At 68.4% G+C, this 25,678-nt stretch carries 23 protein-coding genes and 1 tRNA gene; 14 read left to right on the top strand and 10 right to left on the bottom strand.

Annotation, left to right across the window (positions count from 1 at the left end):
- The first annotated feature begins 131 nt into the window (after positions 1-131).
- The 4 genes from E6P78_RS22480 (at position 132) to E6P78_RS22465 (ending at position 4,254) form a co-directional block, all read left to right on the top strand.
- Positions 132-1,115, top strand: a complete 984-nt coding sequence (locus tag E6P78_RS22480) for a helix-turn-helix transcriptional regulator (RefSeq protein WP_206307880.1) — start codon at positions 132-134, stop codon at positions 1,113-1,115.
- A gap of 189 nt (positions 1,116-1,304) precedes the next feature.
- On the top strand, positions 1,305-2,285 hold the full coding sequence (locus tag E6P78_RS22475; protein WP_136205433.1) for a LuxR C-terminal-related transcriptional regulator: 981 nt from the start codon (positions 1,305-1,307) through the stop codon (positions 2,283-2,285).
- Positions 2,282-3,244: a LuxR C-terminal-related transcriptional regulator gene (locus E6P78_RS22470; protein WP_136205432.1), complete on the top strand. Its 963-nt coding sequence runs from the start codon at positions 2,282-2,284 to the stop codon at positions 3,242-3,244. Before E6P78_RS22475 ends, E6P78_RS22470 begins: the two co-directional genes overlap by 4 nt.
- On the top strand, positions 3,244-4,254 hold the full coding sequence (locus tag E6P78_RS22465) for a helix-turn-helix transcriptional regulator (RefSeq protein WP_136205431.1): 1,011 nt from the start codon (positions 3,244-3,246) through the stop codon (positions 4,252-4,254). Before E6P78_RS22470 ends, E6P78_RS22465 begins: the two co-directional genes overlap by 1 nt.
- Before the next feature lie 30 nt (positions 4,255-4,284).
- Here E6P78_RS22465 and E6P78_RS22460 read toward each other — a convergent pair whose 3' ends face one another.
- The 4 genes from E6P78_RS22460 to dnaK all read right to left on the bottom strand — a co-directional run bounded on the left by E6P78_RS22460 (position 4,285) and on the right by dnaK (position 8,559).
- The gene (locus E6P78_RS22460; RefSeq protein ID WP_136205430.1) at positions 4,285-4,731 is read right to left on the bottom strand and encodes a helix-turn-helix domain-containing protein; all 447 of its coding nucleotides are present in this window, start codon (positions 4,729-4,731) and stop codon (positions 4,285-4,287) included.
- 1 nt (position 4,732) lies between these two features.
- Complete coding sequence (gene dnaJ, locus E6P78_RS22455; protein ID WP_136205429.1) at positions 4,733-5,920, bottom strand: molecular chaperone DnaJ; 1,188 nt, start codon at positions 5,918-5,920, stop codon at positions 4,733-4,735.
- 132 nt (positions 5,921-6,052) lie between these two features.
- Positions 6,053-6,703, bottom strand: a complete 651-nt coding sequence (gene grpE / locus E6P78_RS22450) for a nucleotide exchange factor GrpE (RefSeq protein ID WP_136205428.1) — start codon at positions 6,701-6,703, stop codon at positions 6,053-6,055.
- Positions 6,700-8,559, bottom strand: a complete 1,860-nt coding sequence (dnaK, locus tag E6P78_RS22445; protein WP_018551082.1) for a molecular chaperone DnaK — start codon at positions 8,557-8,559, stop codon at positions 6,700-6,702. The genes grpE and dnaK overlap by 4 nt, the downstream gene beginning before the upstream one ends.
- Positions 8,560-8,807: 248 nt before the next feature.
- On the opposite strand from dnaK, the gene E6P78_RS22440 reads away from it, so the two are divergent.
- The 3 genes from E6P78_RS22440 to E6P78_RS22430 all read left to right on the top strand — a co-directional run bounded on the left by E6P78_RS22440 (position 8,808) and on the right by E6P78_RS22430 (position 13,123).
- Positions 8,808-9,485, top strand: coding sequence for a sugar transferase (locus E6P78_RS22440; protein WP_136205427.1), 678 nt, complete (start codon positions 8,808-8,810; stop codon positions 9,483-9,485).
- Positions 9,486-9,637: 152 nt separating this feature from the next.
- Positions 9,638-11,905: a (Fe-S)-binding protein gene (locus E6P78_RS22435; RefSeq protein ID WP_136205426.1), complete on the top strand. Its 2,268-nt coding sequence runs from the start codon at positions 9,638-9,640 to the stop codon at positions 11,903-11,905.
- Positions 11,906-12,142: 237 nt separating this feature from the next.
- Positions 12,143-13,123 (top strand): Yip1 family protein, encoded by a 981-nt coding sequence (locus E6P78_RS22430; protein WP_136205425.1) that lies wholly within the window; start codon positions 12,143-12,145, stop codon positions 13,121-13,123.
- 121 nt (positions 13,124-13,244) lie between these two features.
- Here the strand turns inward: E6P78_RS22430 and E6P78_RS22425 are convergent, their stop codons facing one another.
- Both E6P78_RS22425 and dcd read right to left on the bottom strand, forming a co-directional pair.
- Positions 13,245-13,745, bottom strand: coding sequence for a phosphoribosyltransferase (locus E6P78_RS22425; protein ID WP_136205424.1), 501 nt, complete (start codon positions 13,743-13,745; stop codon positions 13,245-13,247).
- Between the two features lie 6 nt (positions 13,746-13,751).
- Positions 13,752-14,327, bottom strand: a complete 576-nt coding sequence (gene dcd, locus E6P78_RS22420; RefSeq protein WP_136205423.1) for a dCTP deaminase — start codon at positions 14,325-14,327, stop codon at positions 13,752-13,754.
- A gap of 451 nt (positions 14,328-14,778) precedes the next feature.
- On the opposite strand from dcd, the gene E6P78_RS22415 reads away from it, so the two are divergent.
- The 3 genes from E6P78_RS22415 (at position 14,779) to E6P78_RS33555 (ending at position 17,493) form a co-directional block, all read left to right on the top strand.
- Positions 14,779-14,852 (top strand) — tRNA-Gly (locus E6P78_RS22415).
- Positions 14,853-15,751: 899 nt separating this feature from the next.
- Complete coding sequence (locus tag E6P78_RS22410) at positions 15,752-17,110, top strand: hypothetical protein (RefSeq protein WP_240799321.1); 1,359 nt, start codon at positions 15,752-15,754, stop codon at positions 17,108-17,110.
- Positions 17,111-17,307: 197 nt separating this feature from the next.
- Positions 17,308-17,493: a hypothetical protein gene (locus E6P78_RS33555; protein WP_240799320.1), complete on the top strand. Its 186-nt coding sequence runs from the start codon at positions 17,308-17,310 to the stop codon at positions 17,491-17,493.
- 54 nt (positions 17,494-17,547) lie between these two features.
- Here the strand turns inward: E6P78_RS33555 and E6P78_RS22400 are convergent, their stop codons facing one another.
- From E6P78_RS22400 to E6P78_RS22390, 3 genes are all read right to left on the bottom strand, one after another.
- Entirely contained in the window at positions 17,548-18,702 is a 1,155-nt protein-coding gene (locus tag E6P78_RS22400; RefSeq protein ID WP_136205422.1) for a tyrosine-type recombinase/integrase, read from the bottom strand.
- The gene (locus tag E6P78_RS22395) at positions 18,702-18,920 is read right to left on the bottom strand and encodes a helix-turn-helix domain-containing protein (protein WP_136205421.1); all 219 of its coding nucleotides are present in this window, start codon (positions 18,918-18,920) and stop codon (positions 18,702-18,704) included. The genes E6P78_RS22400 and E6P78_RS22395 overlap by 1 nt, the downstream gene beginning before the upstream one ends.
- A gap of 188 nt (positions 18,921-19,108) precedes the next feature.
- On the bottom strand, positions 19,109-19,594 hold the full coding sequence (locus E6P78_RS22390; RefSeq protein WP_014046959.1) for a helix-turn-helix transcriptional regulator: 486 nt from the start codon (positions 19,592-19,594) through the stop codon (positions 19,109-19,111).
- A gap of 308 nt (positions 19,595-19,902) precedes the next feature.
- Between E6P78_RS22390 and E6P78_RS22385 the strand changes: the two genes are divergently transcribed.
- The 4 genes from E6P78_RS22385 to E6P78_RS22370 all read left to right on the top strand — a co-directional run bounded on the left by E6P78_RS22385 (position 19,903) and on the right by E6P78_RS22370 (position 24,528).
- Positions 19,903-21,129, top strand: a complete 1,227-nt coding sequence (locus tag E6P78_RS22385; RefSeq protein ID WP_136205475.1) for a DUF3631 domain-containing protein — start codon at positions 19,903-19,905, stop codon at positions 21,127-21,129.
- A gap of 186 nt (positions 21,130-21,315) precedes the next feature.
- Entirely contained in the window at positions 21,316-22,083 is a 768-nt protein-coding gene (locus E6P78_RS22380; protein WP_136205420.1) for a DUF2637 domain-containing protein, read from the top strand.
- Positions 22,084-22,306: 223 nt separating this feature from the next.
- On the top strand, positions 22,307-22,831 hold the full coding sequence (gene mobC, locus E6P78_RS22375; protein WP_136205419.1) for a plasmid mobilization relaxosome protein MobC: 525 nt from the start codon (positions 22,307-22,309) through the stop codon (positions 22,829-22,831).
- Entirely contained in the window at positions 22,828-24,528 is a 1,701-nt protein-coding gene (locus tag E6P78_RS22370) for a mobilization protein (protein WP_136205418.1), read from the top strand. The genes mobC and E6P78_RS22370 overlap by 4 nt, the downstream gene beginning before the upstream one ends.
- A 35-nt stretch (positions 24,529-24,563) precedes the next feature.
- Here the strand turns inward: E6P78_RS22370 and E6P78_RS22365 are convergent, their stop codons facing one another.
- A complete protein-coding gene (locus E6P78_RS22365; protein WP_136205417.1) occupies positions 24,564-25,406 on the bottom strand; it encodes an NAD(P)-dependent oxidoreductase in 843 nt (280 codons plus the stop codon).
- Positions 25,407-25,678 lie beyond the last annotated feature (272 nt).

Here is a 25,678-nt window from a genome sequence, read left to right as displayed (position 1 = left end):
GTCAGCTTCGTCCTCACTTGGTAGGTCCCTCTCCCCCGGCTCTACCAAGACCATGTCGCAACTGGGCACGTCGAAGCCACAGGAGCGATGCATCATGTTCCTGTACGTTCAGGACCCTGGGGGGCGGAGATTTGCTCACAACAAGCATCAAACCTACGCATCCTCACCTCATCACAGAGCTCTGTGACGAGGGGGCACGGCTGTACGGCAGTGCCCTGGGTGCCGGCCGGATCGCCCGGTCGGAGATCGGCCCGGCACCGTGCCTGTTGGAGTTCGGTCTGTTGCGCCCGGACCCGGACGACGCGAATTGGCTCCGTCCCGTTCCGCCGTCGGCCGTGCTCGCTCAGCGCCTGCACCCACTGGAACGCGAAATCCGGGACCGCCGGCGCATCACCATCGAATTGGCCGACGCGTTCGAGCCATTCATGGCCATCAGCTCACAGCCTTCAGTGACGACACACGCGATCACCGTTCTGGAGGGGCTTCAGGCCATCAACGCGACGCTGGACACCGCGACGGCCCAGTGCACGAAGGAAATTCTCACAATCCAGCCCGGCGGCGTCCGGAACCTCGATGTGCTCACCCAGTCTCTCGAACGCGTGGAGGGACCTCTCAGCCGTGGCGTGCGGTTGCGCACGCTCTACCAGCACACAGCTCGCCATGGGGCCGGTGTCTTCGCCTACTTGGAGCGGCTCCACGCGGGAAACGTCGAAATCAGGACGTTGGAAGAGCTCATCGACCGCATGATCATCTTCGACCGTTCCATGGCCGTCATACCTGCCCGCCGCGACAGGCAGGTAGCGCTCGAACTACGCCATCCCGGACTCGTCGAGTACCTGATCTCCGTGTTCGACCAATTCTGGCAATTGGCGACCCCGCTCAGCGACGAGGCACCGTACACTCCGCCCAACGACGGCATCACCGGCATCCAGCGCTCCATAGCAAAGCTTCTCATCGAGGGTTACGTCGACGAGGCGATCGCCCGCCGACTCGGCATGAACGTACGGACCTGCCGCGCGCATGTCGCCAAGCTCAGCGCCGCGCTCGGCAGCAACAGCCGGGCCCAGCTCGGCTACTTGATCGCCCGGTCAGGAATCCTGGAACAGGACTCCTGACCGGACCGGACCCCAAAGACCCCCACCCCCCGGGCCGGCAAGGCGTGGCCACCCAACGGGGGAGAAGCGTGGCCATGCCCTGGATCAGCCGGGGAAGTTCCCGGCTTCCCCGACACCCCCCACAGTGGCCCGGGGACTACGCTTCCACCACCGTCATCTTGCTGCACTGTCGAAAGTGGGGGGTCACGAATGGGCAAGGACGAGGACATATCGCATCACCCGCACGGTGACCTCAAACTCTGCGATGCGGGGATCAGGGTCTACACCGAGGCACTCAGCACGGGCCGGGTACCCCGTACCGCGCTCGGACCAGCTCCCTGTCTCATCGAGTTGGCGCTCGTCCACCCGGACCCCCAGGACAATGACTGGATACGTCCCGTGCCGCCGTCCGCGGCGCTGACCCACCTGCTGCAGCCCGTCATACGGGAGGTTCACGACCGCATCAGGCTCTCGGCCGCCCTGGCCGACTCCCTCGCCCCCCTGTCCTCCGTCGCCAGCACCGATCCCAATCTCGCCATCACCGTTCTCGAAGGCGTCCCGCTGATCGACTCTGCCATCGAGAACGCCCTGGACAGCACACGGAACGAGGTCCTGACCCTGCAACCCGGTGGCACCGGGCACGAGGAGAGGCTCTCCAAGGCGCTGGGGCGCGCCTTGGCCATGGTCGAGAGAGGTGTGGCACTGCGTCACATCTATCAGCACCCGGCCCGCTACAGCCCGGCCATCAAGGCCTATCTGAACGAGGTGCCGCCCGGCCACATCCAGGTGCGCACCATTGAGCAGACGGTCGAGCGGCTCATCGTCTTCGACCGCACCGTGGCCTTCATCCCCGCCAGCGCCAGCCGCGACGTCGCCCTGGAGATCCGCCACCCGGCGCTCGTCCGCTACTTGGTCCAGGTGTACGAAGTGCTCTGGGCCCAGGCCAAACCGCTCACATCCCCCCTCCAGGCCGCTCCGCCCCACACCGCGGTCACCGCCGCCCAACTGAGCGTCGCCCGCCTCCTCGTCGAGGGGAACACCGACCAGGTCGTGGCCCGCAAGCTCGGCATCAGCGTCCGCACCTGCCGCGCCCACATCTCCCGGCTCATGCAGACCCTCGGCGCCACCAGCCGCACCCACCTCGGCGCCCTGCTCGTCCAGACCGGCATCACGGAAGGCGCCGTGAGGTGACGGTGCCGCACCCCCACGGCGGGCAGGAGCTGTGCGAAGCCGGCCTCGCCCTCTACGCGGAGGCCCTCACCGCAGGCCGCATCGCCCGGAGCGCCATCGAGCCCGCCTCTTGCCTCGTCGGCCTCGCCCTGCTCCTGCCCGATCCGCGGGACGACGCGTGGCTGCGTCCCGTACCCCCGTCCGCGGCCCTGGGGCAACTGCTCGGTCCCCTCAGCCGGGAGATCGACGCACGCCTCCGGCTGACCACCGCGCTGACCCGGTCACTGATGCCGCTGGCCGCGATGGCCGGTGAGGACCCCAACCACTCGATCACCGTGATCGAAGGCCAGGACCGGATTCGCGCGGCCATCCGCAACGCCTCGCGGTCGGCCAGGGAGGAAGTGCTGACCGCCCAGCCCGGCGGCAACCGCATGGCGCACAACATGCGGCAGGGCCTGACGAACGCGGAATTCGTCATCGCGGCCGGAGGACGGCTCAGACACCTCTACCAGCACCCGGCGCGCTACAGCCCCCGGCTCAAGGAGTACCTGACGGAGATCCCCTCCGGCCGTCTCCAGATCCGCACGATGGAGCAGGCCGTGGGCCGCCTCCTCATCTTCGACCGCGGGACCGCCTACATCCCCGCCAGCGCCGACAGCAGCACCGCCCTGGAAATCCGCCACCCCGCCCTCGTCCGCTACCTGGCGGATGTCTACGAAACGCTCTGGGCCGGGGCCACACCCTTCACCGAGAACCTGCCGACGGCCGTCCCCGGAGCCCCGACCACCGCCGTCCAGCTCAGCATCGCCCGCCTCCTCGTCGAGGGCTGCGCCGACCAGGCGGTCGCCGAGAAACTGGGCATCAGCATCCGCACCTGCCGCGCCCACATCTCCAAGCTCATGCAGGCCCTCGGCGCCACCAGCCGCACCCACCTCGGCGCCCTCCTCGTCCGGTCCGACATCGTGGAGACCGCCCGGTAATGCCCCCGCCACCCGGACACGCCCACAGCGACCACGAACTGTGCGACGAGGCCGTCAGCCTCTACACACAGGCCCTGTCCCACGGCCGCATCGCCCGGTCCGCCCTCGCGGACGTGCCCTGCCTCCTCGGCAACGCACTGCTCGCGCCCGACCCCGGCGACGGCCTGTGGCTGCGCCCCGTACCGCCCTCAGCGGCCCTGGCATCGCTGCTGCACCCCCTGGCGCGCGAAATCCTGGAACAGGTGCGTTCCGTCGATCTCCTGGCCCGGACCCTGGGCGCGCTCGGCGCTCTCACCGACAGGCCACCGGACCTCGCCATCAGCGTCGTCGCCGGGCAGTCCACCATCCAGGCGGCCATCAGTGCCGCCCTGCGGGAGGCGAACGACGAGATCCTCACCATTCAGCCCGGCAGCACCCGGTCACCCGAAATGCTCCGGGTGGCGTTGTCCAGCACCCTGCCCACCGTCGAGCGGAACGTCCGGCTGCGCCACATCTACCAGCACTCGGCGCGCTACGGCCCGGGGCTCAAGGCGTATCTGAACCGGCTGCCCAGCGACCTCCTCCAGGTCCGCACCGTGGAGCAGGCGGTCGACCGCCTCATGATCTTCGACCGCAAGGTCGCCTACCTCCCCGCCACCCCCGACCGCAGCGCCGCCCTGGAGATCCGCCACCCCGCGCTCGTCCGCTACCTGGCGCAGCTGTACGACATCCTCTGGGCCCGCGCCACGCCCTTCAGCGAGCCGCTGCCCACCGCTGTGCCCGGTGCCCCCGTCACCGCCGTCCAGCAGAGCGTCGCGCGCCTGCTGGTCGAGGGGAACCACGACGACGCCGTCGCCCGCACCCTCGGCATCAGCATCCGCACCTGCCGCGCCCACATCTCCAAGCTCATGCAGGCCCTCGGCGCCACCAGCCGCACCCACCTCGGCGCCCTGCTCGTCCGGTCCGGCGTCGCCGAGCCCGTGCCCCCGCACACGACGAAGCGGCCCGCCATGCCCGGAACACCGGGATGACGGGCCGCGTACGCGAGGGCACGGGGCTGTTCAGTCCTTAGGCCGCTTGGGCCGCCAGACCACCAGGGCGCCGGTCTGCTGCACTTCCTGGTACGGGACCAGGTCGCGCCGGTACGAGGCGTGGACCTGGGCCTCGCGCTGCTGCATCGCCGCCGCGGCGCCGTCCACGGCCGCCGAGAGTTCGGCGACGCGCTGCTGGAGGGCCGCGACCTGGTTCTCCAGCTCGATGATGCGCTTGATGCCGGCGAGGTTGATGCCCTCGTCCTGCGACAGCTGCTGCACGGTGCGCAGCAGCTCGATGTCACGGGCCGAGTAGCGTCGGCCGCGTCCGGCCGTGCGGTCGGGGGAGACCAGGCCGAGGCGGTCGTACTGGCGCAGTGTCTGCGGATGCAGGCCCGAGAGCTGGGCCGCGATCGAGATCACGTACACCGGGGACTCGTCGGTCAGTTCGTACGGATTACGCCGTCGGCCGTCCACCTCAAGCTCCCTTCGCCGCCTGGAACAGCTCCGCCCGCGGGTCCTGGCCCGCGGTCGCCTTCCGGTAGGCCTCCAGTGCGTCCCTGGCCTCGGTGCCGAGGTCCGTGGGCACGGTCACCTCGACGGTGACCAGGAGGTCGCCCCGGGTGCCGTCCTTGCGGACCGCACCCTTGCCGCGGGCCCGCATCGTACGCCCATTCGGGGTACCGGCAGGCAGCTTCAGCGTCACGGGCGGTCCGCCGAGCGTGGGGACCTTCACCTCGCCGCCGAGCGCCGCCTCCGTGAAGGTGACGGGCACCGTGACGGTGAGGTTGTCGCCCTTGCGGCCGAAGACCGGGTGGGCGTCGACGTGGACCACGACGTACAGGTCACCGGCCGGTCCGCCGCGCTCGCCGGGCGCGCCCTTGCCGCGCAGCCGGATGCGCTGCCCGTCCGAGACGCCCGCCGGAATGCGCACCTGCATGGTCCGCGAGGAACGGGCCCGGCCGCTGCCCTTGCAGACGTCGCAGGGGTCCTGGGCGATGAGGCCGCGGCCCTTGCAGTCCACGCACGGGTCGGTCAGCGAGAACCCGCCGCCGCTGCCGCGCGAGACCTGTCCGGTGCCGACGCAGGTCGGGCAGACCCTGGGGGTGCCGTTCTTGTCGCCGGTGCCGGAGCACGCCTTGCAGGGGGCCTGGCTGGACATCCGGAGCGGGACCGTGGCCCCGTCGACCGCCTCGGTGAAGCTGAGCGTCACCTCGGACTCGATGTCCTGGCCGCGCCGCGGCTGCACCCGCGTCCCGGCGCCGCCGCCGCGGTTGAACAGGCCGCCGAACACGTCGCCGAGACCGCCGCCGCCGCCGAAACCGCCGGCCCCGCCCTGGCCCCCGCCCGGGGCGCCTCCGAAGAGGTCCCCCAGGTCGAAGTTGAAGTTGCCCTGGGCGCCGCCCGGCCCGGCCCGGAAGCCGCCGTTGCCGAAGAGGGCGCGCGCCTCGTCGTACTCCTTGCGCTTCTTGGTGTCGCCGAGGACGTCATTCGCCTCGGAGATCTCCTTGAAGCGCTCCTCCGCCTTGTCGTCGCCCTTGTTGGCGTCCGGGTGGAACTCGCGGGCGAGCTTCCGGTACGCCTTCTTGATCTCGGCGTCGGTGGCGTCCTTGGGGACGCCGAGAACCTTGTAGTAGTCCTTCTCGACGAAGTCCTTCGTACTCATCGACGTCCCTCCTTCCGGACGACCGGCCGGGAGCCTCCCGTCCGGGCGGTGCCGGGCCCGCAGGCCCTGGCACGGCCCGGACGGAAGGTCCTGGTGGCCGGGCGGTGTGCTGCCAGGTGATCGGACAGGATGTCAGACCTCCTCGCCGCCACCGCTCTCCTCGTCGTCTGCCTTCTCTTCCTTCGCGGCCGCGGGGGCCGCCCCCGGCTGGGGCTCGGCGACCGCGACCCGCGCGGGACGGATGGTGCGCTCGCCGATCCGGTACCCGGGCTGCAGGATCGCCACGCAGGTCGTCTCCGTGACGTCCGGCGCGTAGCTGTGCATCAGGGCCTCGTGGATCGTCGGGTCGAAGGGCTCGCCCTCCTTGCCGAACTGCTGCAGGCCGAGCTTCGCGACGACCGTCTCCAGCGATTCGGCCACCGACTTGAACCCGCCCACGAGCTCACCGTGGTCCCGGGCCCGGCCGACGTCGTCGAGGACGGGCAGGAGCTCGGACAGGAGGTTCGCGACGGCGATCTCCTTGACCGAGACCCGGTCCCGCTCCACGCGGCGGCGGTAGTTCTGGTACTCGGCCTGGAGCCGCTGGAGGTCGCCGGTGCGCTCGGTGAGCGCACTGCGGGCCTGGTCCAGCTGCGCGGTCAGTGCGGTGATCTGGTTCGCGTCCCCGGCCGGGGCCGCCGCCTCCTCCTCGGAGGGGGTGGCGGCCTTCGGCTCGGCGTCTTCAGGGGTGGCGCCGGAGGGGACGTCGGGCTCCTCCTCGAAGCCCGGAGTCTCCTCGGTCACGCCGCACCGCCCTTGGAGTCCTTCTCGTCGTCGACGATCTCGGCGTCCACGACATCGTCCTGGGCGTCGCCCTGCGCCTGCTCGGCACCCGGCTGCGCGTCGCCCTGCGGGCCGCCCTCGGCCTGGGCGTTGGCGTACATCGCCTGGCCCAGCTTCTGGGAGACGGCCGCGACCTTCTCGGTGGCCGTGCGGATCTCGGCGGTGTCCTCGCCCTTGAGCTTCTCCTTCAGCTCGGTGAGCGCGGTCTCCACCTCCGTCTTCACGTCACCGGGGACCTTGTCCTCGTTGTCCTTGAGGAACTTCTCGGTCTGGTAGACGAGCTGCTCGCCCTGGTTGCGCGACTCGGCGGCCTCGCGGCGGGCGTGGTCCTCCTCCGCGTACTTCTCGGCCTCCTCGCGCATCCGGTTGACCTCGTCCTTCGGCAGCGAGGAGCCGCCGGTGACGGTCATCTTCTGCTCCTTGCCGGTGCCGAGGTCCTTCGCGGCCACGTGCATGATGCCGTTGGCGTCGATGTCGAACGCGACCTCGATCTGCGGGACGCCACGGGGGGCCGGCGGCAGACCGGTCAGCTCGAACATCCCGAGCTTCTTGTTGTACGCCGCGATCTCGCGCTCGCCCTGGTAGACCTGGATCTGCACGGACGGCTGGTTGTCCTCGGCCGTCGTGAAGATCTCGGAGCGCTTGGTCGGGATCGTGGTGTTGCGCTCGATGAGCTTCGTCATGATGCCGCCCTTGGTCTCGATACCGAGGGACAGCGGGGTGACGTCGAGGAGCAGGACGTCCTTGACCTCGCCCTTGAGGACACCGGCCTGGAGCGAGGCGCCGATGGCGACGACCTCGTCCGGGTTCACGCTCTTGTTGGCCTCCTGGCCACCGGTCAGCTCCTTGACGAGCTCGGTGACGGCCGGCATACGGGTCGAGCCACCGACGAGAACGACGTGGTCGATCTCGGAGAGCTGGATGCCCGCGTCCTTGATGACGTTGTGGAACGGGGTCTTGCAACGGTCCAGGAGGTCCGCGGTGAGCTGCTGGAACTGCGAGCGCGTGAGCTTCTCGTCCAGGTGCAGCGGGCCCTCGGCCGACGCCGTGATGTACGGCAGGTTGATCGTGGTCTCCGTCGAGGAGGACAGCTCGATCTTCGCCTTCTCCGCGGCCTCACGGAGACGCTGGAGAGCCATCTTGTCCTTGGACAGGTCCACGCCGTGACCGTTGGCGAACTGCTTCACCAGGTAGTCGACGACGCGCTGGTCCCAGTCGTCGCCACCGAGCTGGTTGTCACCGTTGGTGGCCTTCACCTCGACGACGCCGTCGCCGATCTCCAGGAGGGACACGTCGAAGGTGCCGCCACCGAGGTCGAAGACGAGGATCGTCTGGTCGTCCTTGTCGAGCCCGTACGCCAGCGCGGCGGCGGTCGGCTCGTTGACGATACGCAGGACGTTCAGGCCCGCGATCTCACCGGCCTCCTTCGTCGCCTGACGCTCGGAGTCGTTGAAGTACGCCGGGACGGTGATCACCGCGTCGGTGACCTTCTCGCCCAGGTACGACTCGGCGTCACGCTTGAGCTTCTGCAGGATGAAGGCGCTCATCTGCTGCGGGTTGAAGCTCTTGCCGTCCAGGTCGACCTTCCAGTCAGTGCCCATGTGGCGCTTGACGGAGCGGATGGTCCTGTCGACGTTGGTCACTGCCTGGCGCTTGGCGACCTCGCCGACCAGCACCTCGCCGTTCTTCGCGAAGGCGACGACGGACGGCGTGGTCCTGGCGCCCTCTGCGTTGGTGATGACGGTGGGCTCGCCGCCTTCGAGAACGCTGACGACGGAGTTAGTCGTGCCCAGGTCGATGCCGACCGCACGTGCCATTTCGATTCCTCCAACTGACTACTTGAGTGGATCTGACTCAAGGATGCATGACTCCCGTCCCGGAGTCAACAGACCTGAGTCGAGCGGGCTCAACTAACGTGCATGCACCTCGCGCCACCGACGACACCTGTCCGCCCCGCGAGCGATACAACCCTCCCCATCATGGCCGCATGGGATTGTTCTGTCACAAAATGCCGTGAGCAGTGCAAAACCGGCATCCGATCCGCCGAAACCAGGCAGGTGCGAACGTGCAGACCCAGAGGAAAGGGCAGAGGCGGCCCAGGCCACGCCCCTGGCAGCCGCCGCGCCCCTCCCGCACCGCGGCCGCCCGCCGCGCCCTGCGCGCACTGGCCCCCACCCCGCCGCCGCGCCCCACCGCCAAGCGCACCCTCGACGTGCTCCTCGGCTCGGCCCTGCTGCTCCTGGCCTCCCCCCTGCTGGCCGCCGCCGCACTGGCGCTCGCCGCGTGCCGCCGCCCCGGAGGCGTACTCACGCACTCCACCCGCACCGGGCTGCACGGCCGGCCGTTCGTCCTGCGCTCCCTGCGCACCCGCCGCCTGAAGCTGGACGTCGTGTCCCGGCTGCACCACGTCGTACGGGGCGAGCTCTCCCTCGTCGGCCCGGCACCGCTCGCCCCGGGCGACGTACGGCACGGCACCCCCGGCGCGCGACACTGGCGGCAGGAGATGAGGCCCGGCCTGACCGGACTGGCCCAGGTGCGTCACCGCTCGGGGATGCCGTGGGACGAGGCGGCGCTCCTCGATCAGCACTACGCGGAGCACCAGGGGCTGCGGCTGGACCTGGCGATCCTCGCCGAGGCGGTCCGCGCTCCCCTGCGCGAGGCGGCCCGTGCCCTGCCGTGGCGCGGCAAGGCACACCTGAGCGACACAGATCACCGCCTGCCCGGCTACAGGACGGCGGAATAAGTGGATAGTGTCAGCACAGACTGATTAAGTTACTGCTTAGTAGTAGCGATACTCGTAGTCCCAGTACTCACGTCCCCGTGCTCACTGGCAGACGCAGTACCCGCTAGTAGACGCTGGATCGATCCCACCCTCGCAGGCCCGAGGAGCCCCCAATGCAACTCGCCGCGATCATCGTGTCGCTGGTGCTGACCGTGGTCGGCGTTGCGCTCATCGCCCGAGCCGTCGCGCAGATCTACCGGTTCGTCACGCTCGGACAGCCGGTCCCGGCCGGCAGTCGCACCGACAACCCGAAGCAGCGCACCCTCACCCTGGTCAGGGAATTCCTCGGCCACACCCGGATGAACCGGTGGGGGATCGTCGGCTTCGCGCACTGGTTCGTCGCCATCGGCTTCCTGACCCTGCCGCCGACGCTGCTCCAGGCGTACGGGCAGCTGTTCAAGGCCGACTGGGTCCTGCCGATCATCGGTGAATGGCTGCCGTTCGAGCTGTACATCGAGTTCATCGGCCTGATGACGACGGTCGGCATCCTCGTGCTGATCGCCATCCGGCTGCTGAACCTCCCGTCCCGGGCGGGCCGCAAGTCCCGCTTCGCCGGTTCGAAGGCCTGGCAGGCGTACTTCGTCGAGTACGTCATCCTCGTCATCGGCCTGGCGATCCTGACCCTGCGCGGTCTCGAGGGCGCGATCCACCACGTCGGCGGCTACGAGGCCGCGTACTTCGTCTCGTACCCGCTGGTCCTCGCCTTCAAGGGGCTGGCGCTCGGCACGCTGCAGAACCTCATCTACTTCGTCGCGATGATCAAGATCGGCACCTCGCTGATCTGGATGATCACTGTCTCGCTCAACACGAACATGGGTGTCGCCTGGCATCGCTTCCTCGGCTTCCCGAACATCTGGTTCAAGCGGAACGCCGACGGCGAGGTCGCGCTCGGCGCGCTCCAGCCCATGACCACGGGCGGCAAGGAGATCGACTGGGAGGACCCGGCCGAGGACGCCGTCTTCGGTGTCTCCCAGGTCGAGCAGTTCTCCTGGAAGGGCATCCTCGACTTCTCCACGTGCACCGAGTGCGGCCGCTGCCAGTCGCAGTGCCCCGCCTGGAACACCGGCAAGCCGCTCTCCCCGAAGCTCCTGATCATGTCCCTGCGCGACCACGCGCACGCCAAGGCCCCGTACCTGCTGGCCGGCGGCGGCAAGGACATGGAGGGCGAGGAGAAGGCGACCGAGGAACAGCTGAAGGACGTCCCGGCGGCCGCCCTCGCGGAGGCCGAGCGCCCCCTGATCGGCACGCTGGAGGAGAACGGCGTCATCGACCCGGACGTCCTCTGGTCCTGCACCACCTGCGGTGCGTGCGTGGAGCAGTGCCCGGTCGACATCGAGCACGTCGACCACATCGTCGACATGCGCCGCTACCAGGTGATGATCGAGTCCGCGTTCCCGTCCGAGGCGGGCACCATGCTCAAGAACCTGGAGAAGAAGGGCAACCCCTGGGGGCTCGCCAAGAAGCAGCGCGTCGAGTGGACCAAGGAGGTCGACTTCGAGGTCCCGATCGTCGGCAAGGACGTCGAGGACCTCACCGAGGTCGACTACCTCTACTGGGTCGGCTGCGCCGGCGCCCTGGAGGACCGGGCCAAGAAGACCACGAAGGCCTTCGCGGAGCTGCTGCACATCGCGGGCGTCAAGTTCGCGATCATGGGCGGCGACGAGAAGTGCACGGGTGACTCGGCCCGCCGCCTGGGCAACGAGCCGCTGTTCCAGCAGCTCGGCCAGGAGAACGTCGCGATGCTGAACATGGCCTTCGGCGAGGACGATGAGGACGACTCGACCAAGAAGGCGAAGGCGACGAAGAAGATCGTCGCGACCTGCCCGCACTGCTTCAACACGATCGCGAACGAGTACCCGCAGCTCGGCGGCGAGTACGAGGTCATCCACCACACCCAGCTGCTCCAGCACCTCATCGACGAGGGCAAGCTGATCCCGGTGACCCCGGTCGAGGGCCTGATCACGTACCACGACCCCTGCTACCTGGGCCGTCACAACAAGATCTACACGCCCCCGCGCGAGATCATCGCGAAGGTCCCGGGCCTGCGGAACGAGGAGATGCACCGCCACAAGGAGCGCGGCTTCTGCTGCGGCGCGGGTGGTGCCCGGATGTGGATGGAGGAGCGGATCGGCAAGCGCATCAACAACGAGCGCGTCGACGAAGCCCTCTCCCTCAACCCGGACATCGTCTCCACGGCCTGCCCGTTCTGCCTGGTCATGCTGACCGACTCGGTCAACGGCAAGAAGAACGACGGCAAGGCGAAGGAGTCGATCCAGGTGGTCGACGTGTCGCAGCTGCTGCTCGACTCCGTGAAGACCCCGGCCGACCCGGCGGGCGAGCCGGAACCGGCCGACGCACCGGAGCCGGAACCGGCGAAGTAGCCGGACCCGCGCCACGGCGGAGCAAAGCGGTCGGACCTGCCTCGGGGGCAGGACCGGCCGCTTCCGCTTTTCCCCCGCAGCACCCTGCTTTCCCCCGCAGCACCCTGCTCTCCCCCCGTAGCGCCCTGCGGACAGCCCCTCGGGGGCCCCTTGGGGGATGTCACAGCTGAGCGTCAAAGGCAGGCCGGTTCCCCTGCCCCCGGCCCCCGCCCCCGGCGGAGCAGGTACGTTCGACGGGTGGCTGGATTCAGGATCGGACGCGGCCGGGACAACCGCACCCCGCAGCAAGGGCAACAGCAACCGCGGCAGCAGCCGTACGGCAATCAGGCACCCCCGCCGCCGTACGGACAGCAGCCATGGCCGCCGACGGGAGGAAACAACGCCCCGCGCCCCGCCGCACAGGGCTACAACGACGGCGGTGCCTACCCCGCCGACGGCGGCTACAACCCCGGCGGTACGTACCGCTCCGGCGGCTACAACGGCGGTGGCGGCTACACGGGCGGCGGCCCCGACGAGCCCGAGTACTTCACCGACCCGTACCCCCAGCAGGGCGGCCCGCACCACGGCGACCCGTACGCGAACAACCCCGGCCACACCCAGGCGTTCAGCATCGGCGAGGAGCCGTACAGCGACGGCAACGCCTACCGCGCCGGCCACTCCCCCGCCCCGCCCATGGGCCCGCACCTGCACTGGAAGCAGCTGCTGAGCGGCATCGTGACGCGCCCCGGCCCGACTTTCTGGCAGATGCGCGACTACCCGGTCTGGGGCCCCGCCCTGATCGTGACGTTCCTCTACGGCCTGCTGGCCCTCTTCGGCTTCGACGAGGCCCGCGACGACGCGATCCACGCCCCGGTCTCCAACGCGGTCCCGTACGTCCTCATCACGGGCGTCTGCTTCGTGCTCGGCGGCCTGGTGCTGGGCGCGGTCACCCACACGCTGGCCCGCCAGCTCGGCGGCGACGGCTCGTGGCAGCCGACGGTGGGCCTGTCCATGCTGATCATGTCCATCACGGACGTCCCGCGCCTGCTGTTCGCGATGTTCCTGGGCGGCGAGAACTCACTGGTCATGATCCTCGGCTGGCTCACCTGGCTGGCCGCGGCGGCGCTCCTCACGTCGATGGTGAGCAAGTCGCACGACCTGCCGTGGCCGAAGGCGCTGGGCGCGTCGGCGATCCAGCTGCTGGCGCTGGTGTCGATCCTGAAACTGGGCACGATCTGAAGCAAGAGGCGAAGAGAAGCTGAAAGGGGGCCGACGGTCAAAAACGAACCGGCGGCCCCCTTTCGGAACGCATCGACCAACGCGCTGACTCACTAACGCGCTAACGCACTCGCTCACTCACTCAGGCGTCGAGAACCTGCCCACGACGCCGTACGACGGGCTTCTCCACGCTCCACGGGAAGTTGATCCAGCGATCGGTCTTCTTCCACACGTATTCGCATTTCACGAGCGAGTGGGACTTCTCGTAAATGACCGCGGACCGCACCTCGGCGACGTGATCGATGCAGAAGTCACGCACCAGCTTCAGTGTCTTCCCGGTGTCGGCGACATCGTCGGCGATCAGGACCTTCTTGTCCGAGAAGTCGATGGCGTTGGGCACGGGCGCCAGCATGACGGGCATTTCCAAGGTGGTGCCCACACCCGTATAGAACTCCACGTTCACCAGGTGAATGTTCTTGCAGTCCAGCGCGTACGCCAGCCCACCCGCGACGAACACCCCGCCGCGCGCGATGCTCAGGACCACGTCCGGCTCGTACCCGTCGTCGGCCACGGCCTGCGCCAGCTCCCGGACGGCATGCCCGAAGCCGTCGTACGTCAGGTTCTCCCGCACGTCGTCACTCATCGGCCCTCACACCTGCGTCCGGTGGAAATTCATGTAGGAGCGCGACGCGGTCGGCCCGCGCTGCCCCTGATAACGAGACCCGTACCGCTCGGAGCCGTAAGGGAACTCCGAGGGAGAACTCAGCCGGAACATGCACAGCTGACCGATCTTCATCCCCGGCCACAGCTTTATCGGCAGCGTCGCCAGATTCGACAGCTCCAGGGTCACGTGCCCGGAGAAACCGGGGTCGATGAACCCGGCCGTGGAATGCGTGACCAGCCCGAGCCGGCCGAGCGAACTCTTCCCCTCCAGCCGCGACGCGAGATCGTCGGGCAGCGAGATGACCTCGTACGTCGACGCGAGCACGAACTCCCCGGGGTGAAGGATGAACGCCTCGTCCCCGTCCGGCTCGACGGTACGGGTCAGATCGACCTGCTCGACGGCCGGGTCGATGTGCGGATAGCGGTGGTTCTCGAACACCCGGAAGTAGCGGTCGAGCCGCACATCGATGCTCGAGGGCTGCACCATCGACGCATCGAATGGATCAATACGTACGCGTCCGGCGTCGATCTCGGCCCGGATGTCCTTGTCTGAGAGAAGCACCCACCGAGGATACGCAGAACGCGCGGGCCCACCCCCATCGGGCCGCCCGCGCGCCTGTACTCCGCTCCCTACCGCTGCTCGAACACCACGGGTACGGCATGCCGCAACCGAGCACAACGAGGACACCGGATGAGCCGCCCGGGCCCGATCCGCCCGGCCCCGAGCTGCTGCATCGGAAACGAGGTGGTAGCGAAAACGTGCCCTTCGGCACAGCGGACGACGGTGCGCTCCATGGAGTCCATCAAGTCCCTTCCCCATCAAGCCGTGGACGAGACCGCCACATTAGGGGATGAACAGGACGCCCCTCCACGCGGCACTCCGACACCCACGCTACGCCCCCAACTCCCGCCCCCGACACCCACATCACCCTCGCCGTCATGGCCCACACCTGGGGCGGTCCGCGATGGGGTACAGTGTGGAACGATGCGTCGCTGATCAGCGATGGCGTTACGCGGGTGTAGTTTAATGGTAGAACATGAGCTTCCCAAGCTCAGAGCGCGAGTTCGATTCTCGTCACCCGCTCCATGAAGAAGGCCCAGGTCAATGACCGGGGCCTTTCTTGTTGTCTAGACCTCTTGCCGAGTGTCGTGCCCTCCGCATGCCCCAACTCCCGACGAGACCGGTACTTCAACAGCGCCCTCGACGCGTGAGAGTTGCATTGGGAGGGTCGCCGACACCCGTTGCGCGGTGACTTGAGTCACGCCGCCCGCCGTATGCACTGACTGAACGTGCCAGCACGTCTCCGGCCCGCCTTTCAAGACGATGAGGATTCGTAGCGTGTCGGCCGACGCTCAGGTGCTTCTGAGCCAGACGCGGTCATTCACCAGCGAAGCTGATGCCACGTGGCAGAGGGTGGGGCCCTCACAAAAAGCGTCCGCGGGGGAGGTGGCAGATGCCGCTGCTGTCATGGAGGACGGTGGCACCCACCGGAAGCCCGCGCTGCACAGGTCCTCATGAGCCGGCCGCAGTCCCCGGAGTCCCAGTGGACAGCGGAACCGGGAAGCCAATCGCCTACGTACCGGGGCAGGGTCCCGCCCGGACCACGTACGCGCAGCGAGATCCGGTGCCGAGCACGAACTCCGTGATCCGAGGAATCGCTGGCTCCGTGCATGAGCGGGTCAACCGGATTGCACAAGCACGAGACTGGCTCGGGCGATGGCAAGACAAGATGCAGGGGAGGCCCCAACGGCCTATTCGGGAGCTGGACGAATTCTCCGGCGAATCCCTCGCGCAGTGGGCCCTGACAAACGTGCTGTACGCGCGCAAGCGGCCAGCACCGTCCTTCGGATTCGGGCTGGCGCCAGTGCTCACACACAGCGTTGCAGCACGACGGCAGCGTCGGCTCCGGGGCGCACTGTTGTTGGCAATGCTGGTCTACCTGGGGGGGCTCCCGTCCACGAGGACTGGCAGCGATTGTCGCCACCGTGTTGCTGTGGCAGTTCTTCACAGGGCGATCGGGCCAGGCGATTATGCGCTGGGGCTTCAACGCACTCGTACCGGCTGTCCTTCTCGTTGCGGCGCTGTTCGCCCTCTGGACTTTCGCCAAACCACATCTCCCGCTGCTACGCGAGGCCGCCCTGGAAGGGCTACTGGTCGCACCGCGTCTGCTGATCGCCGTCACTGCGCTTCACCTTCTTGACCGCTGGGCGTGTCACGCCTACGTGCAGTCGCTGCGCCTTAGCCGCGGACGCATCGCCACGCGTCCCTTCCTCGCACCGTTCGCCGCCAAGAGGATCACGGCGTGCGAGGTCACTGAGGGGTGGCAAAGCATCGCGTACCGCAGGGAAAGCAGGGTGGATCGCTTCGTCGGAGCCGGCCTCGACTCGTGGCCGAAAGGAGCTACCCGTATCCAGCTCACGTCAGCCCGCACCAGTGAGGACGAAGAAGACGGCCCGCCCTTGGCTACAGCCGACTTGTCCGACCTTGACGCGAGTCAGAAATTCGAGGCGGAAGAGCTCCTCGACAAGGTGCGCGACGAACTGGAGGAGCTTCGAGGAGCTCTCGTCGAAACCCACGCCCTGCCCAATTGTGATGTGGCCGAGTTCCTCGGCATCCCCGAGGGCCGATGGAAGAGCTTGGGCCAGAACAGTGGAGGCGGCGGTGATAAGTCGGATTGGCCGGAGGCCACTGAGATGTGCACCGAAGCTCGGGATGCGCCCACCGGTCACTTCTCCCGAAGATACCTCGCCGCGCAAGTCGTCGCCTGGGACGGCCAAATCGTCGTCACTGTCTTCGCGCATGCAGCCCTGGAAGGCAACACACTGCACTTCGTCACCCGCCCCCACGTCCTGGCACCGCTGCTTCCCTCAGCAAACGTAACGCCCGCCAAGGGCTGGGATCTCGCCAGGAAACTGGCAGAAACACCGCTTCATGCATGCGGAGATACCGTGGCGCTCGCGTCCCGGGTGTACACGACCATCGGACGCGGACTCGGGCTGCTGACTGCTGTGACCATGGCCGCGGCCGCTGTCCGCGAGAGAGACGACGGCCGGCCGGTGAGTCTGAGAGAGCACTGCGGTCGGGAGACAACTGAGGACATGCACCAGACCGAGGACGTGCAGCGCTACGTGTCAATCCTGCAATCGCGGATGTTCAGCACGGTGAGCGCTTTTCTCGCCGACCACGGCCTGGCGACCGGCGAGTTCAAACGTCAGGCCATTGCCATCACCCAGAACTTCATCAGCGGCGACAACAACCAGGTCAACACCGGCAATATGGGCGGCGGCATGCAACAAGGCCCCATGCCTGGCGGTCCGGCAAACAGAACCGAGAAGGCAGGTTGATCATGAGATTCGGTCGAGCAAACGCTGGTGGTGGCACCAACGTCACCGGCAGCGGTAACCAGGTCAACACCGGCAGGGTCGGTGGTGACATGCGCCAAGTCCACGTCTCTGGGACCGCAGCAGACGACCCCAGGCTGCTGGCTGCACAGACCAGACTCGCCGAGCTGGTAGCTGCCCTAGACACATACGCAGACGAAGTGCACAGCATCGACAGTTGCCGCCAAGCCGTGGCCAGAATTGACGAGGAGCTACGGGAGCCGACGCCGGACGGGCGCCGCCTCACCGAGACCATGGAGATGCTGAGCCTCGCGCTCGGGTCCGCCACGTCCCTGACCTCGCTCGCTGGTTCACTTCGAAGTGCGATCGAGGCACTTCCCGGCTGAAGACCAAGCGCCACCGCTACGTGGGCAGGGCCAGCAGGCCCTGCCCACGTCCACCTAATTCCTTGGTGGAACCGAGCGGCGCGCTTCCGCCATTTTCCGACGGCCCTCCTTCACCAGGGCGTCGATGCCCGACGCCACCTCCCGCTGCCGCTCACCATCGGAGTGCTGGTAAATCAGCGCTGCCTTCTCAGAGGACTGGCCGGCGCGGACCATCGTGTCCTTGAGCGTGGCGCCCGACTGGGTGGACAGGGTGTGGCCGGTGTGCCGGAGGTCGTAGAAGCGGAAGCCCTCCGGCAGGCCGACCTTGGCCCGAGCCCTGCGCCACTTGCGGCCGAAGGTGGACCGGCGGAAGGGGGCGCCCCTCTCCCCGATGAACAGGAGTCCGTCGGGCTCCTTCTCGGCGTACCAATCGAGGTGTCGCTTCACCTCGATGTACAGGAAGGCCGGGAGGAAGACAGTTCGCCTTCCCGCGGCCGACTTGGTGTCGCCTTCGACGCGGCGGCCGGTGGTCAGTTCGGGTGCAGCGTCCCGGATCTTGACCGCGAGCGGTTCGAGCATGACGTCGGGCCGCCGAAGGGCGGCCTGCTCTTCCGGGCGCATGGGCCCGTAGGCACCGAGGTAGACCATCAGCCGCCACCTCGGCCCCATGGCGTCGGCGAGCGCGTCGACCTGTTCGACGGTGGCAGTCGGGCGTTCCTTGGCCTTCTCGCTGCCAGCGCCCCTGATCCGGCAGGGGTTGCGGCGGATCAGCTCGTCGTCGGCCGCCGTCTCCATGATGGCCTTGAGTAGGCGGTAGGACTTGGCGACGGTCGTCGCACCGGTAGTCCCTAGCCGCTCGACCCGCCAGGTGCGCACGCCCGGCGGCGTGATGTCATCCAGGTTCACCGAGGCAAATGCGGGCAGCAGGTGCAGGCGCAGGAGCCTTCGGTACAGCTCCTCCGTGGTGGCGGAGAGCCCGCGCTCCTCGACCCACTTCATGGCGTACGTCTCGAAGTTGATCGAGCCAGCATCGGGATCAACCCAGTGCTTGCGCTCGATGTCGGCCTGGGTGAGCGTGAGCCAGGTCTGGGCCTCGGTACGCGTCTCGAAGGTCTCCGGGGCGGTGCGACGGCTGCCGTCCGGAGCCCAGTAGCGCGTCTGCCACCGCCCTGACGGGAGCTGACGAACGGTGCCGAATTCACGCCGCCGCTGCGGCTTGCGGGCGGCCATCAGGCGGCCTTCCCGAAGCGGGAACGGGCGTCGCCGAGAGTCGGGACGGTGCGCTCCTCGATGTACGCGGCGATGGCGCTCTCAGGGATCCGTACGGGCTTGCCGAGCTTGACGTAGCGGATGCGGCGCTCCTGGATGAGTCGCCGGATGAAGCGCACGCCGGTGCCGAGCCGCTCGGCTGCCTGCTCCACGGTGAGGAGGGCGTCGGCAGTGGTCACCTCCCCCTGCGGTCGCGGGTGCTGAACAGGGGCGTGCGGTATCGCCGAAGGGCGCAAGTGAGTGCTCCGGTTCCGGCCGGCGGATGGGGCGGCAACCCCGCGCCTGGCCTCGTGTCGTTCAGGGATGGGATGGGCAGGACGGCCACAGCGGGGGTTTGCGTTCCCGCTGCGCCAGGTGGTGTGGGCCGCTATGAGTCCGAGGCGGGCCCGTACTCTTCGTTGCTCTTCATCAGTTCGGTGGCGATGGCGTTGGAGACCATCACGTCAGCCTCTTCGCGGATGTCCGGGTGGTCGGCGAGATAGGCGTCGAGCTGGTCGCGGGCCTTGCGTGCCTCGTGGTTGGCACGGTTGGAGGCTCTGTAGGCGGCGACGACGTTGTCGATCAGCTCCATGGCCCGGCCCATGGTCGCCAGGCTGGGCGGCCCGACGAAATTGCTGAGCGGGATGCCGAAGATCTCGGCGAAGCCGATGGCCTCATCGAGGTTGATCCGGCGCTTGCGGTTCTCGATGCGCCAGACTGCAGACGGGTTCATGTCGAAGCCGACGTCGTTCATGCGGTCGGACAGCGTGGTGGTGCTCCAGCCGCGTTTCTCGCGCTCCAGTTTGACCCGCACAGCAGCGTTCTCCTCGCCGCTGAGGAGCACGCCCTCAGGGCTTTCCTCGTCATCCGGCATCGCTCCCTCCTCCCGTTCGCTGCGTGTACCGCCGGTTGTGCGGCATGGAACAAGATTAGCATCCGTTCTGCGGATCGCATAGTGCTATGCGATCCGCATAGTCCGTGGTACCGTAAAGCACCCCAGCAGACCGCACCGATCCGCTGAGGCATGCCTTCAACCAGCCCCCGACATACAAAAAGCCCCCCGGTGACCCAACACCGAGGGGCTCAGAGCGCAAACCTCACGCCGCCCATCCCTGAACGACTGACTGCGAGGCCGGGATTGCCGTCCCATTGGCCCGCAAGCAGAGGAGCTACATGTCCAGTATGGACGATCCCGCCCAGAGCACGCCATCCCTTCCGAACACCGCCGCCCTATGGCCGCCGGTGGCCATACCCGGCCGCCCCGCCGAGCCCGTACCGCCGCCGGCAGAGGAGCCCGAACCTGCTCCACCGTCCGAAGGCGAGGCGGTGCTCGCGGAGCTGCGGGAGCAGATTCGCCGCTACGTCGTACTGCCGAGCGGGGAGGCTTTCACAGCCGTGACCCTGTGGGTTGCGGCTACGCACTTGCAGACGGCGTGGCAGCACGCTCCGCGACTGGCCGTCGTGGGGCCAGCGAAGCGGTGCGGCAAGTCGCGGCTGCTGGACGTGATCACCGAGAGCGTTCACGATCCGCTGATCACAGTCAACGCGTCGGCCGCTGCGGTGTTCCGGTCGATCACCGCCACGCCGCCCACCCTGCTGGTCGACGAGGCCGACACGCTCTTCGGCTCCGCGAAGGTCGCGGAGAAGAACGAGGAGATGCGTGGCCTGCTCAACGCGGGGCACCAGCGCAACCGCCCCACCCTGCGGGTCTCCGGACCCAACCACGAGGTCTCAAAGTTCCCTACCTTTGCCATGGCGGCCCTCGCCGGCACCGGCGACCTGCCGGACACGATCATGGACCGGTCGATCGTGATCCGGATGCGGCGCCGCAGGCCGGGCGAGAAGGTGGCGGAGTTCCGTACTTTCCGTGACACCCCGCCGCTCCACGCGCTACGTGACCGGCTCGTCGCCTGGCTGACTCCCCTGCACGCCGAGGCGATGGAGCTGACACCGGCCATGCCGGTCGAAGACCGGGCGGCCGACACATGGCAGCCGCTGGTGAGCGTTGCCGATCTCGCCGGCGGAGCATGGCCGGACCTCGCCCGCGCCGCCTGCCAGATCATGGCCAAGCACGAAGCCGAGCACGACCAGGACCGCAGCAGCCTGGGCATCCGCCTCCTGGCCGACATCCGCCGCGCCTTCACCACTGAAGGCAACCCGCCGGCACTCCGCACCAGCCGGCTCCTCGACATCCTCAACCAGGACGACGAGATGCCCTGGGCGGAGTACACCACCCACGGACTGACCCCTCGGGGCCTGCAACTCCTGCTCAAGGAGTACGACATCAGCTCGGTCACCCGCCGCTTCCACGGCAACGTTCAGGCCCGAGGCTTCGCCCGCCTGCAGTTCGCCGACTCCTGGGCCCGCTACTGCCCTGAGCCCACCCCCGAAACGGCGACCGGGGCCTGACCCGGCACGACCCGTCACGACCCGTCCCCGCGCAGGTCAGCGCGGTGACGAGTCGCGGTCCGGTGACGAGTCGACTCGTCACTACCGCCGCACTCGTACCGGCCCTGACCAGGCACGCGACGAGTCGTGACGGGTCCCCCGCCCTCAGGGCCACCTCAGCCGCACCCGCACTCTGGAGCATTTCCCTTGTCCTCCCCCGCCATCACCACGGCACCGTCTGCCCCGCTGCCACTGGCCACCGCGATCCGCACGGGCGTGTCACTGCTGGCCGTGGCCGCCTTCGCACTGTCCTACGACGCGCTGCGTCAGATGGCCGCCGCCAGCCATATCCACCGGGCGCTCACCTACGCCTTCCCGCTCGTCATCGACGGGTTCATCGCCATCGGGATCGGCGCCCTGCTCATCCTGCGGACCGCTCCCCTGTCCGCCCGCCTCTACGTCTCCGCCCTGGTTGGCGTCGCCACCGCCACAAGCATCTGGGCCAACGTCCTGCACGCCGTCCGCCTCAACCAGCAGACCCGCCACACCAGCCTCGCCCTCGACGACATCACCGTCGGAGTCATCTCCGCCATCGCCCCACTCGCCCTGGCCGGAGCCGTCCACTTCTACCTCCTCGTCGCCCGACGCCCCACCGCCACCGACCGCCACAACACCGACGGCCGCCACGAACCCACCGCGGAACACACGATCGGCGAGCTCGCGCCGCCACCCGACACCAACACCGACGTGCCGCAGCAGCCCGGTAAGCCGGTTAGCAAGCAGCCGAGTGTTCCCCTGAGGCAGGCCGTGGCCATCGGCCGCACCGCTCCCCTCGGGCGAGCGGGCCGCGCCTCGCGCCGCAACATCGAGAAGGCCGTCAGGGACCAGGGTTTCGGGATTTCCCGGAGCCGCTTGGACGAGGTCAAGGACCTGCTGCAGGCCGAACTCGACGCCGTCACCACAAGCACCGACTGAACCCCGCACCCCACGTCACCCCAGCCCGTTCCTCCCATGAATCAGCACGGGAGGAACGGGCCCTCTCCCTCCACCACCACTTGCAGGAGCCCCCATGCACGGCCTCGACCGCGAACCCTCGTCAGCGCAACAGCAGATGACCTCCACCCCGGCATCAGGCGGAGCAAGGTATGGCATTGGACCGTCCACGGGCCGGTCCAACGCAGATGCCTCCGCCCCGGGGGTGGCGGAGGAGCTCGGGCGCCAGGGGGCGCCCGACCGGAACAAGCCCGTCGACACCACCACCCGCACCGTGCTGCCGCAGCGTGCCGCCGAAGCCGCCGCACTGCACCGAGTCGCCCGCCGCCGTCAGCGCAAAGAGACCCAGCGCAAGGAACGCGTGGACGTCCGCTACAGCACCGACGAGAAAACAGCGATCCTCACCGTGGCCCGCTCGCTGAACATCGCTGCCGCCCACTACGTCGGCGCCGTAGTCATGGCCCACATCCAGGGAGACCTCACGCTGCCTGGTCAGCGCACTCAGCTCGACGACTACATCGACGAACTCACAGCCCTCCGAGGTGAAGTCGCCAAGATCGGCCACAACGTCAACCAGATCGCCAAGAAGCTCAACTCCGGCGACCGTCCACACCCTGGGGACACCGCACTCCTCGACCATGCGGAACGCGTCCTCGACACGGCCGGCACCGCCGTCCGCCACATCGCAGCAGCCACCAATCAGGTTGCCGCCACAAAGGGGCCACGGTGATCGCGAAGATCAGCAGCGGCAAGAGCACAGCCGGCCTCATCCGCTACCTCTACGGCCCCGGCCGGGCCAACGAGCACACCGACCCGCACCTCGTCGCCTCCTGGGACGGCTTCGCACCCGACCCCGGCCGCACCGACGACACCGCCGCCACGAAGAAGCTCCTCGTGGCCGACCTCGACCTACGCGTCCAGCAGGCCAGGCGACTCGGCCGGGCCCCGAAGCAGCACGTGTGGCACTGCTCCGTCCGCGCAGCACCCGGCGACCGCATCCTCGACGACGCAGAATGGGCGGAGATCGCCCGTCGTGTCGTCACAGCAACCGGCATCGCACCGACAGACGATCCCGAAGGCTGCCGATGGGTCGCCGTCCGGCATGCCGACGACCACATCCACATCGCCGCCACCAAGATCCGAGGCGACCTGCGCACCGCACGCCACTGGAACGACTACCTCACCGCCGACCGCGAACTCGCAGCCGTCGAGGAGGAATACGGCCTCTTCCAAGTCGTACGTGGAGACCGCACCGCCGCCAAACGGCCCACCCGCGCCGAGCGGGAGAAGGCCCACCGCACCGGCCGTGACAAGCCTGCCCGCGTACGCCTGCGCACCCTTGTCCGCACAGCAGCGGCTGCTGCCACCACCACCGAGGAGTTTCTCGCTCTCCTCACCCGCACCAGCGGCGTCCTCGTTGAGGTCCTGCACTTTCCCTCCGGAGAACCACGCGGCTACAAAGTCGCCCTGGAACACGACACAAACGCCGAAGGAGAACCGGTGTGGTTCTCCGGCTCCACGCTGTCACCGGACCTCTCCCTCCCCAAGATCCAGAGCCGTCTCGCCGCAGCAGACATCCCTGCCGACAATCCCAACGGGCTTCTACGGCCGCACCCGTGGCACCAAGCCACCGCAGCCACAGAGCGCATCCCCCACCACCTCGGCCAGCCGGACGCCGAAGCCGCCCAGGCCCACCTGGCCGCCCTCGGCGAAGCACTCGACGCCGTAGCTCTCACCGCACCGCCGGACATTCGTACCGAACTCCGAGCAGCGGCCTCTGCCTTCGAACGGGCAACTCGTTCGCGTATCCACGCCGAACACCACCACGCCCGTGCCCTGCGCGGGGCGGTGAAATCAATGCTCCGCGAGCCATCACCCAAGGACGGAGCTCTCCTGGCGATATTCCTCGATGCCGCGCTCCTGGCCGTCATCGCCGCCGCCCGCTGGCACGACCAACGACAGCACACCCAGCAGACCGCAGCCGCCCAGCAGACCCTGCTCCACCTCCAGGCCGCCTACGAGCGGACCTCATCCGGGCACCTGCTTGCCGCCGGCCAGCGTCGACCGCCTCAGAAGGTCGCGGTCCGGTACGCCCAGCTCATCCGCCAGACCGCCCCCGCACACGCCGACCAAATCCTCGCCGACCCCGCCACCGATGCGCTGACCACCGCATTGGCCGCCGCGGAGACCGCAGGCCACGATCCCGGCCGGCTATTGCAGCAGGCAGCAGACGAACGCGCCCTCGACGACGCCCGCTCCCCAGCACGCACACTGGCCTGGCGCGTACAACGGCTCTCGCAGAGGCCCGCTCCAAGTCGGCAAGCTCAGGCGGCGCAGGCACGTAGCACCGTCCTACGCCCCGTAGCTCTCCCGCAGCCTGCGACACCGGCCGCACCCACCGCTACCTCTCGGCCTCGGCGGAGGTGATCAGCCCTGGGCAGGCACTCTCAGCGGGAGCAAGGTCAAGCAGTTCTTCCCGACCGGAGCTGAGAGAGGACCTGCGCGACCGGCAAGTCGTACTGGTCCTTGTCCTGCTCCCAGAACGAAAGGGCCCGAGCCGTGGCCTCGGCCATGTCCGCGGGCAGGTCGGCCGCCCGGAGGGTATCGGCGACCTCTTCCATCTCGGGCGCCCAGCGCCAGGCCCTGGCAGCCACGCTCGGCAGGTATCCCGGATCGGAGAGGATCGCAGAGACCATGATCTCGGCTTCAGCCGTGAGCTGGTCGCCGACGCCATGAGCGTGTGCGAGCGCGTGGGAGACCCCTGCGAGAGTACGAGCGGCCTTCTGGTAACTGGCGAAGGCCATCTTCAGGGCGGAAGCGGAACCGATGGCCTCGCCTGCCCGGAGCACATCCAGCGAGGACTTCGCGAACAGCGGCTCCACCAGGTCGACGGCGGGGCCGGCCCCTGCGAGATAGAGCCGTGCCGTACGCCCTTCACCTGGCGGCGGACCGAAGACGGCACCATCGACGACCTCGGATCCGGGACGGATGTCGTCGGCGATGCGCCGCACGCGCTGGGGACTGATGGCATTGACATCGACGTACACCCCCGCGAAGGCGTGCGCAGCCACGGCCGCTGCCACGTCCTCCGCCGCCTGCGGTGGGCAGACCGAGAGAACGACCGCGCTACGGGACAGCGCTTCCGCGAGCGAGTCGCAAGGTGTGGCGCGGGCCTCCCTCGCGCGGCGCCACGTGTTCTCGCTGCGCTGCTTGGGTACCCACAGCACCTCATGGCCGCCAGCGACTAACTCAGCGATGACCGCCGCGCCCATGGATCCCGGGTGCAAGACGGTCACGACGGTCACTGGCTGCCTCCGGCGAAATGCGACGTGGTGTGTTCCTCATCAACATGATCCGCTGCCGTGGAACAGCAACGGCGGAGGACTCAGCACCAGGCTCGGACAAGCCGGTCGCCGATAAGGTAAAAGTTCCCCTGCCTCGTGTTGGCCCTTCATGGCGAAGCGGGAAACACGGCTATGGCAGCCCTGCCCCGGCAGCTCGTCTCACGCACAAGCCGCGTCATGGGTACCGTGCTGGAGACGAACTCTGTACGGACAGACCGGCGATCGCGCCGGAT

The sequence above is a fragment of the Streptomyces sp. A0958 genome, assembly GCF_004795035.1.
GTDB lineage: Bacteria > Actinomycetota > Actinomycetes > Streptomycetales > Streptomycetaceae > Streptomyces.
This window is presented reverse-complemented; position numbering and strand designations above follow the sequence as displayed.

What these genes read in the sequence shown, in the direction of transcription:
- E6P78_RS22475 (WP_136205433.1), top strand. Translation starts at nt 1,305, where the DNA reads ATGGGCAAGGACGAGGACATATCGCATCACCCGCACGGTGACCTCAAA.
- E6P78_RS22435 (WP_136205426.1), top strand. Translation starts at nt 9,638, where the DNA reads ATGCAACTCGCCGCGATCATCGTGTCGCTGGTGCTGACCGTGGTCGGC.
- dnaJ (WP_136205429.1), bottom strand. Translation starts at nt 5,920, where the DNA reads ATGAGTACGAAGGACTTCGTCGAGAAGGACTACTACAAGGTTCTCGGC.
- E6P78_RS22465 (WP_136205431.1), top strand. Translation starts at nt 3,244, where the DNA reads ATGCCCCCGCCACCCGGACACGCCCACAGCGACCACGAACTGTGCGAC.
- E6P78_RS22425 (WP_136205424.1), bottom strand. Translation starts at nt 13,745, where the DNA reads ATGAGTGACGACGTGCGGGAGAACCTGACGTACGACGGCTTCGGGCAT.
- E6P78_RS22400 (WP_136205422.1), bottom strand. Translation starts at nt 18,702, where the DNA reads ATGGCCGCCCGCAAGCCGCAGCGGCGGCGTGAATTCGGCACCGTTCGT.
- dnaK (WP_018551082.1), bottom strand. Translation starts at nt 8,559, where the DNA reads ATGGCACGTGCGGTCGGCATCGACCTGGGCACGACTAACTCCGTCGTC.
- E6P78_RS22390 (WP_014046959.1), bottom strand. Translation starts at nt 19,594, where the DNA reads ATGCCGGATGACGAGGAAAGCCCTGAGGGCGTGCTCCTCAGCGGCGAG.
- E6P78_RS22385 (WP_136205475.1), top strand. Translation starts at nt 19,903, where the DNA reads ATGGACGATCCCGCCCAGAGCACGCCATCCCTTCCGAACACCGCCGCC.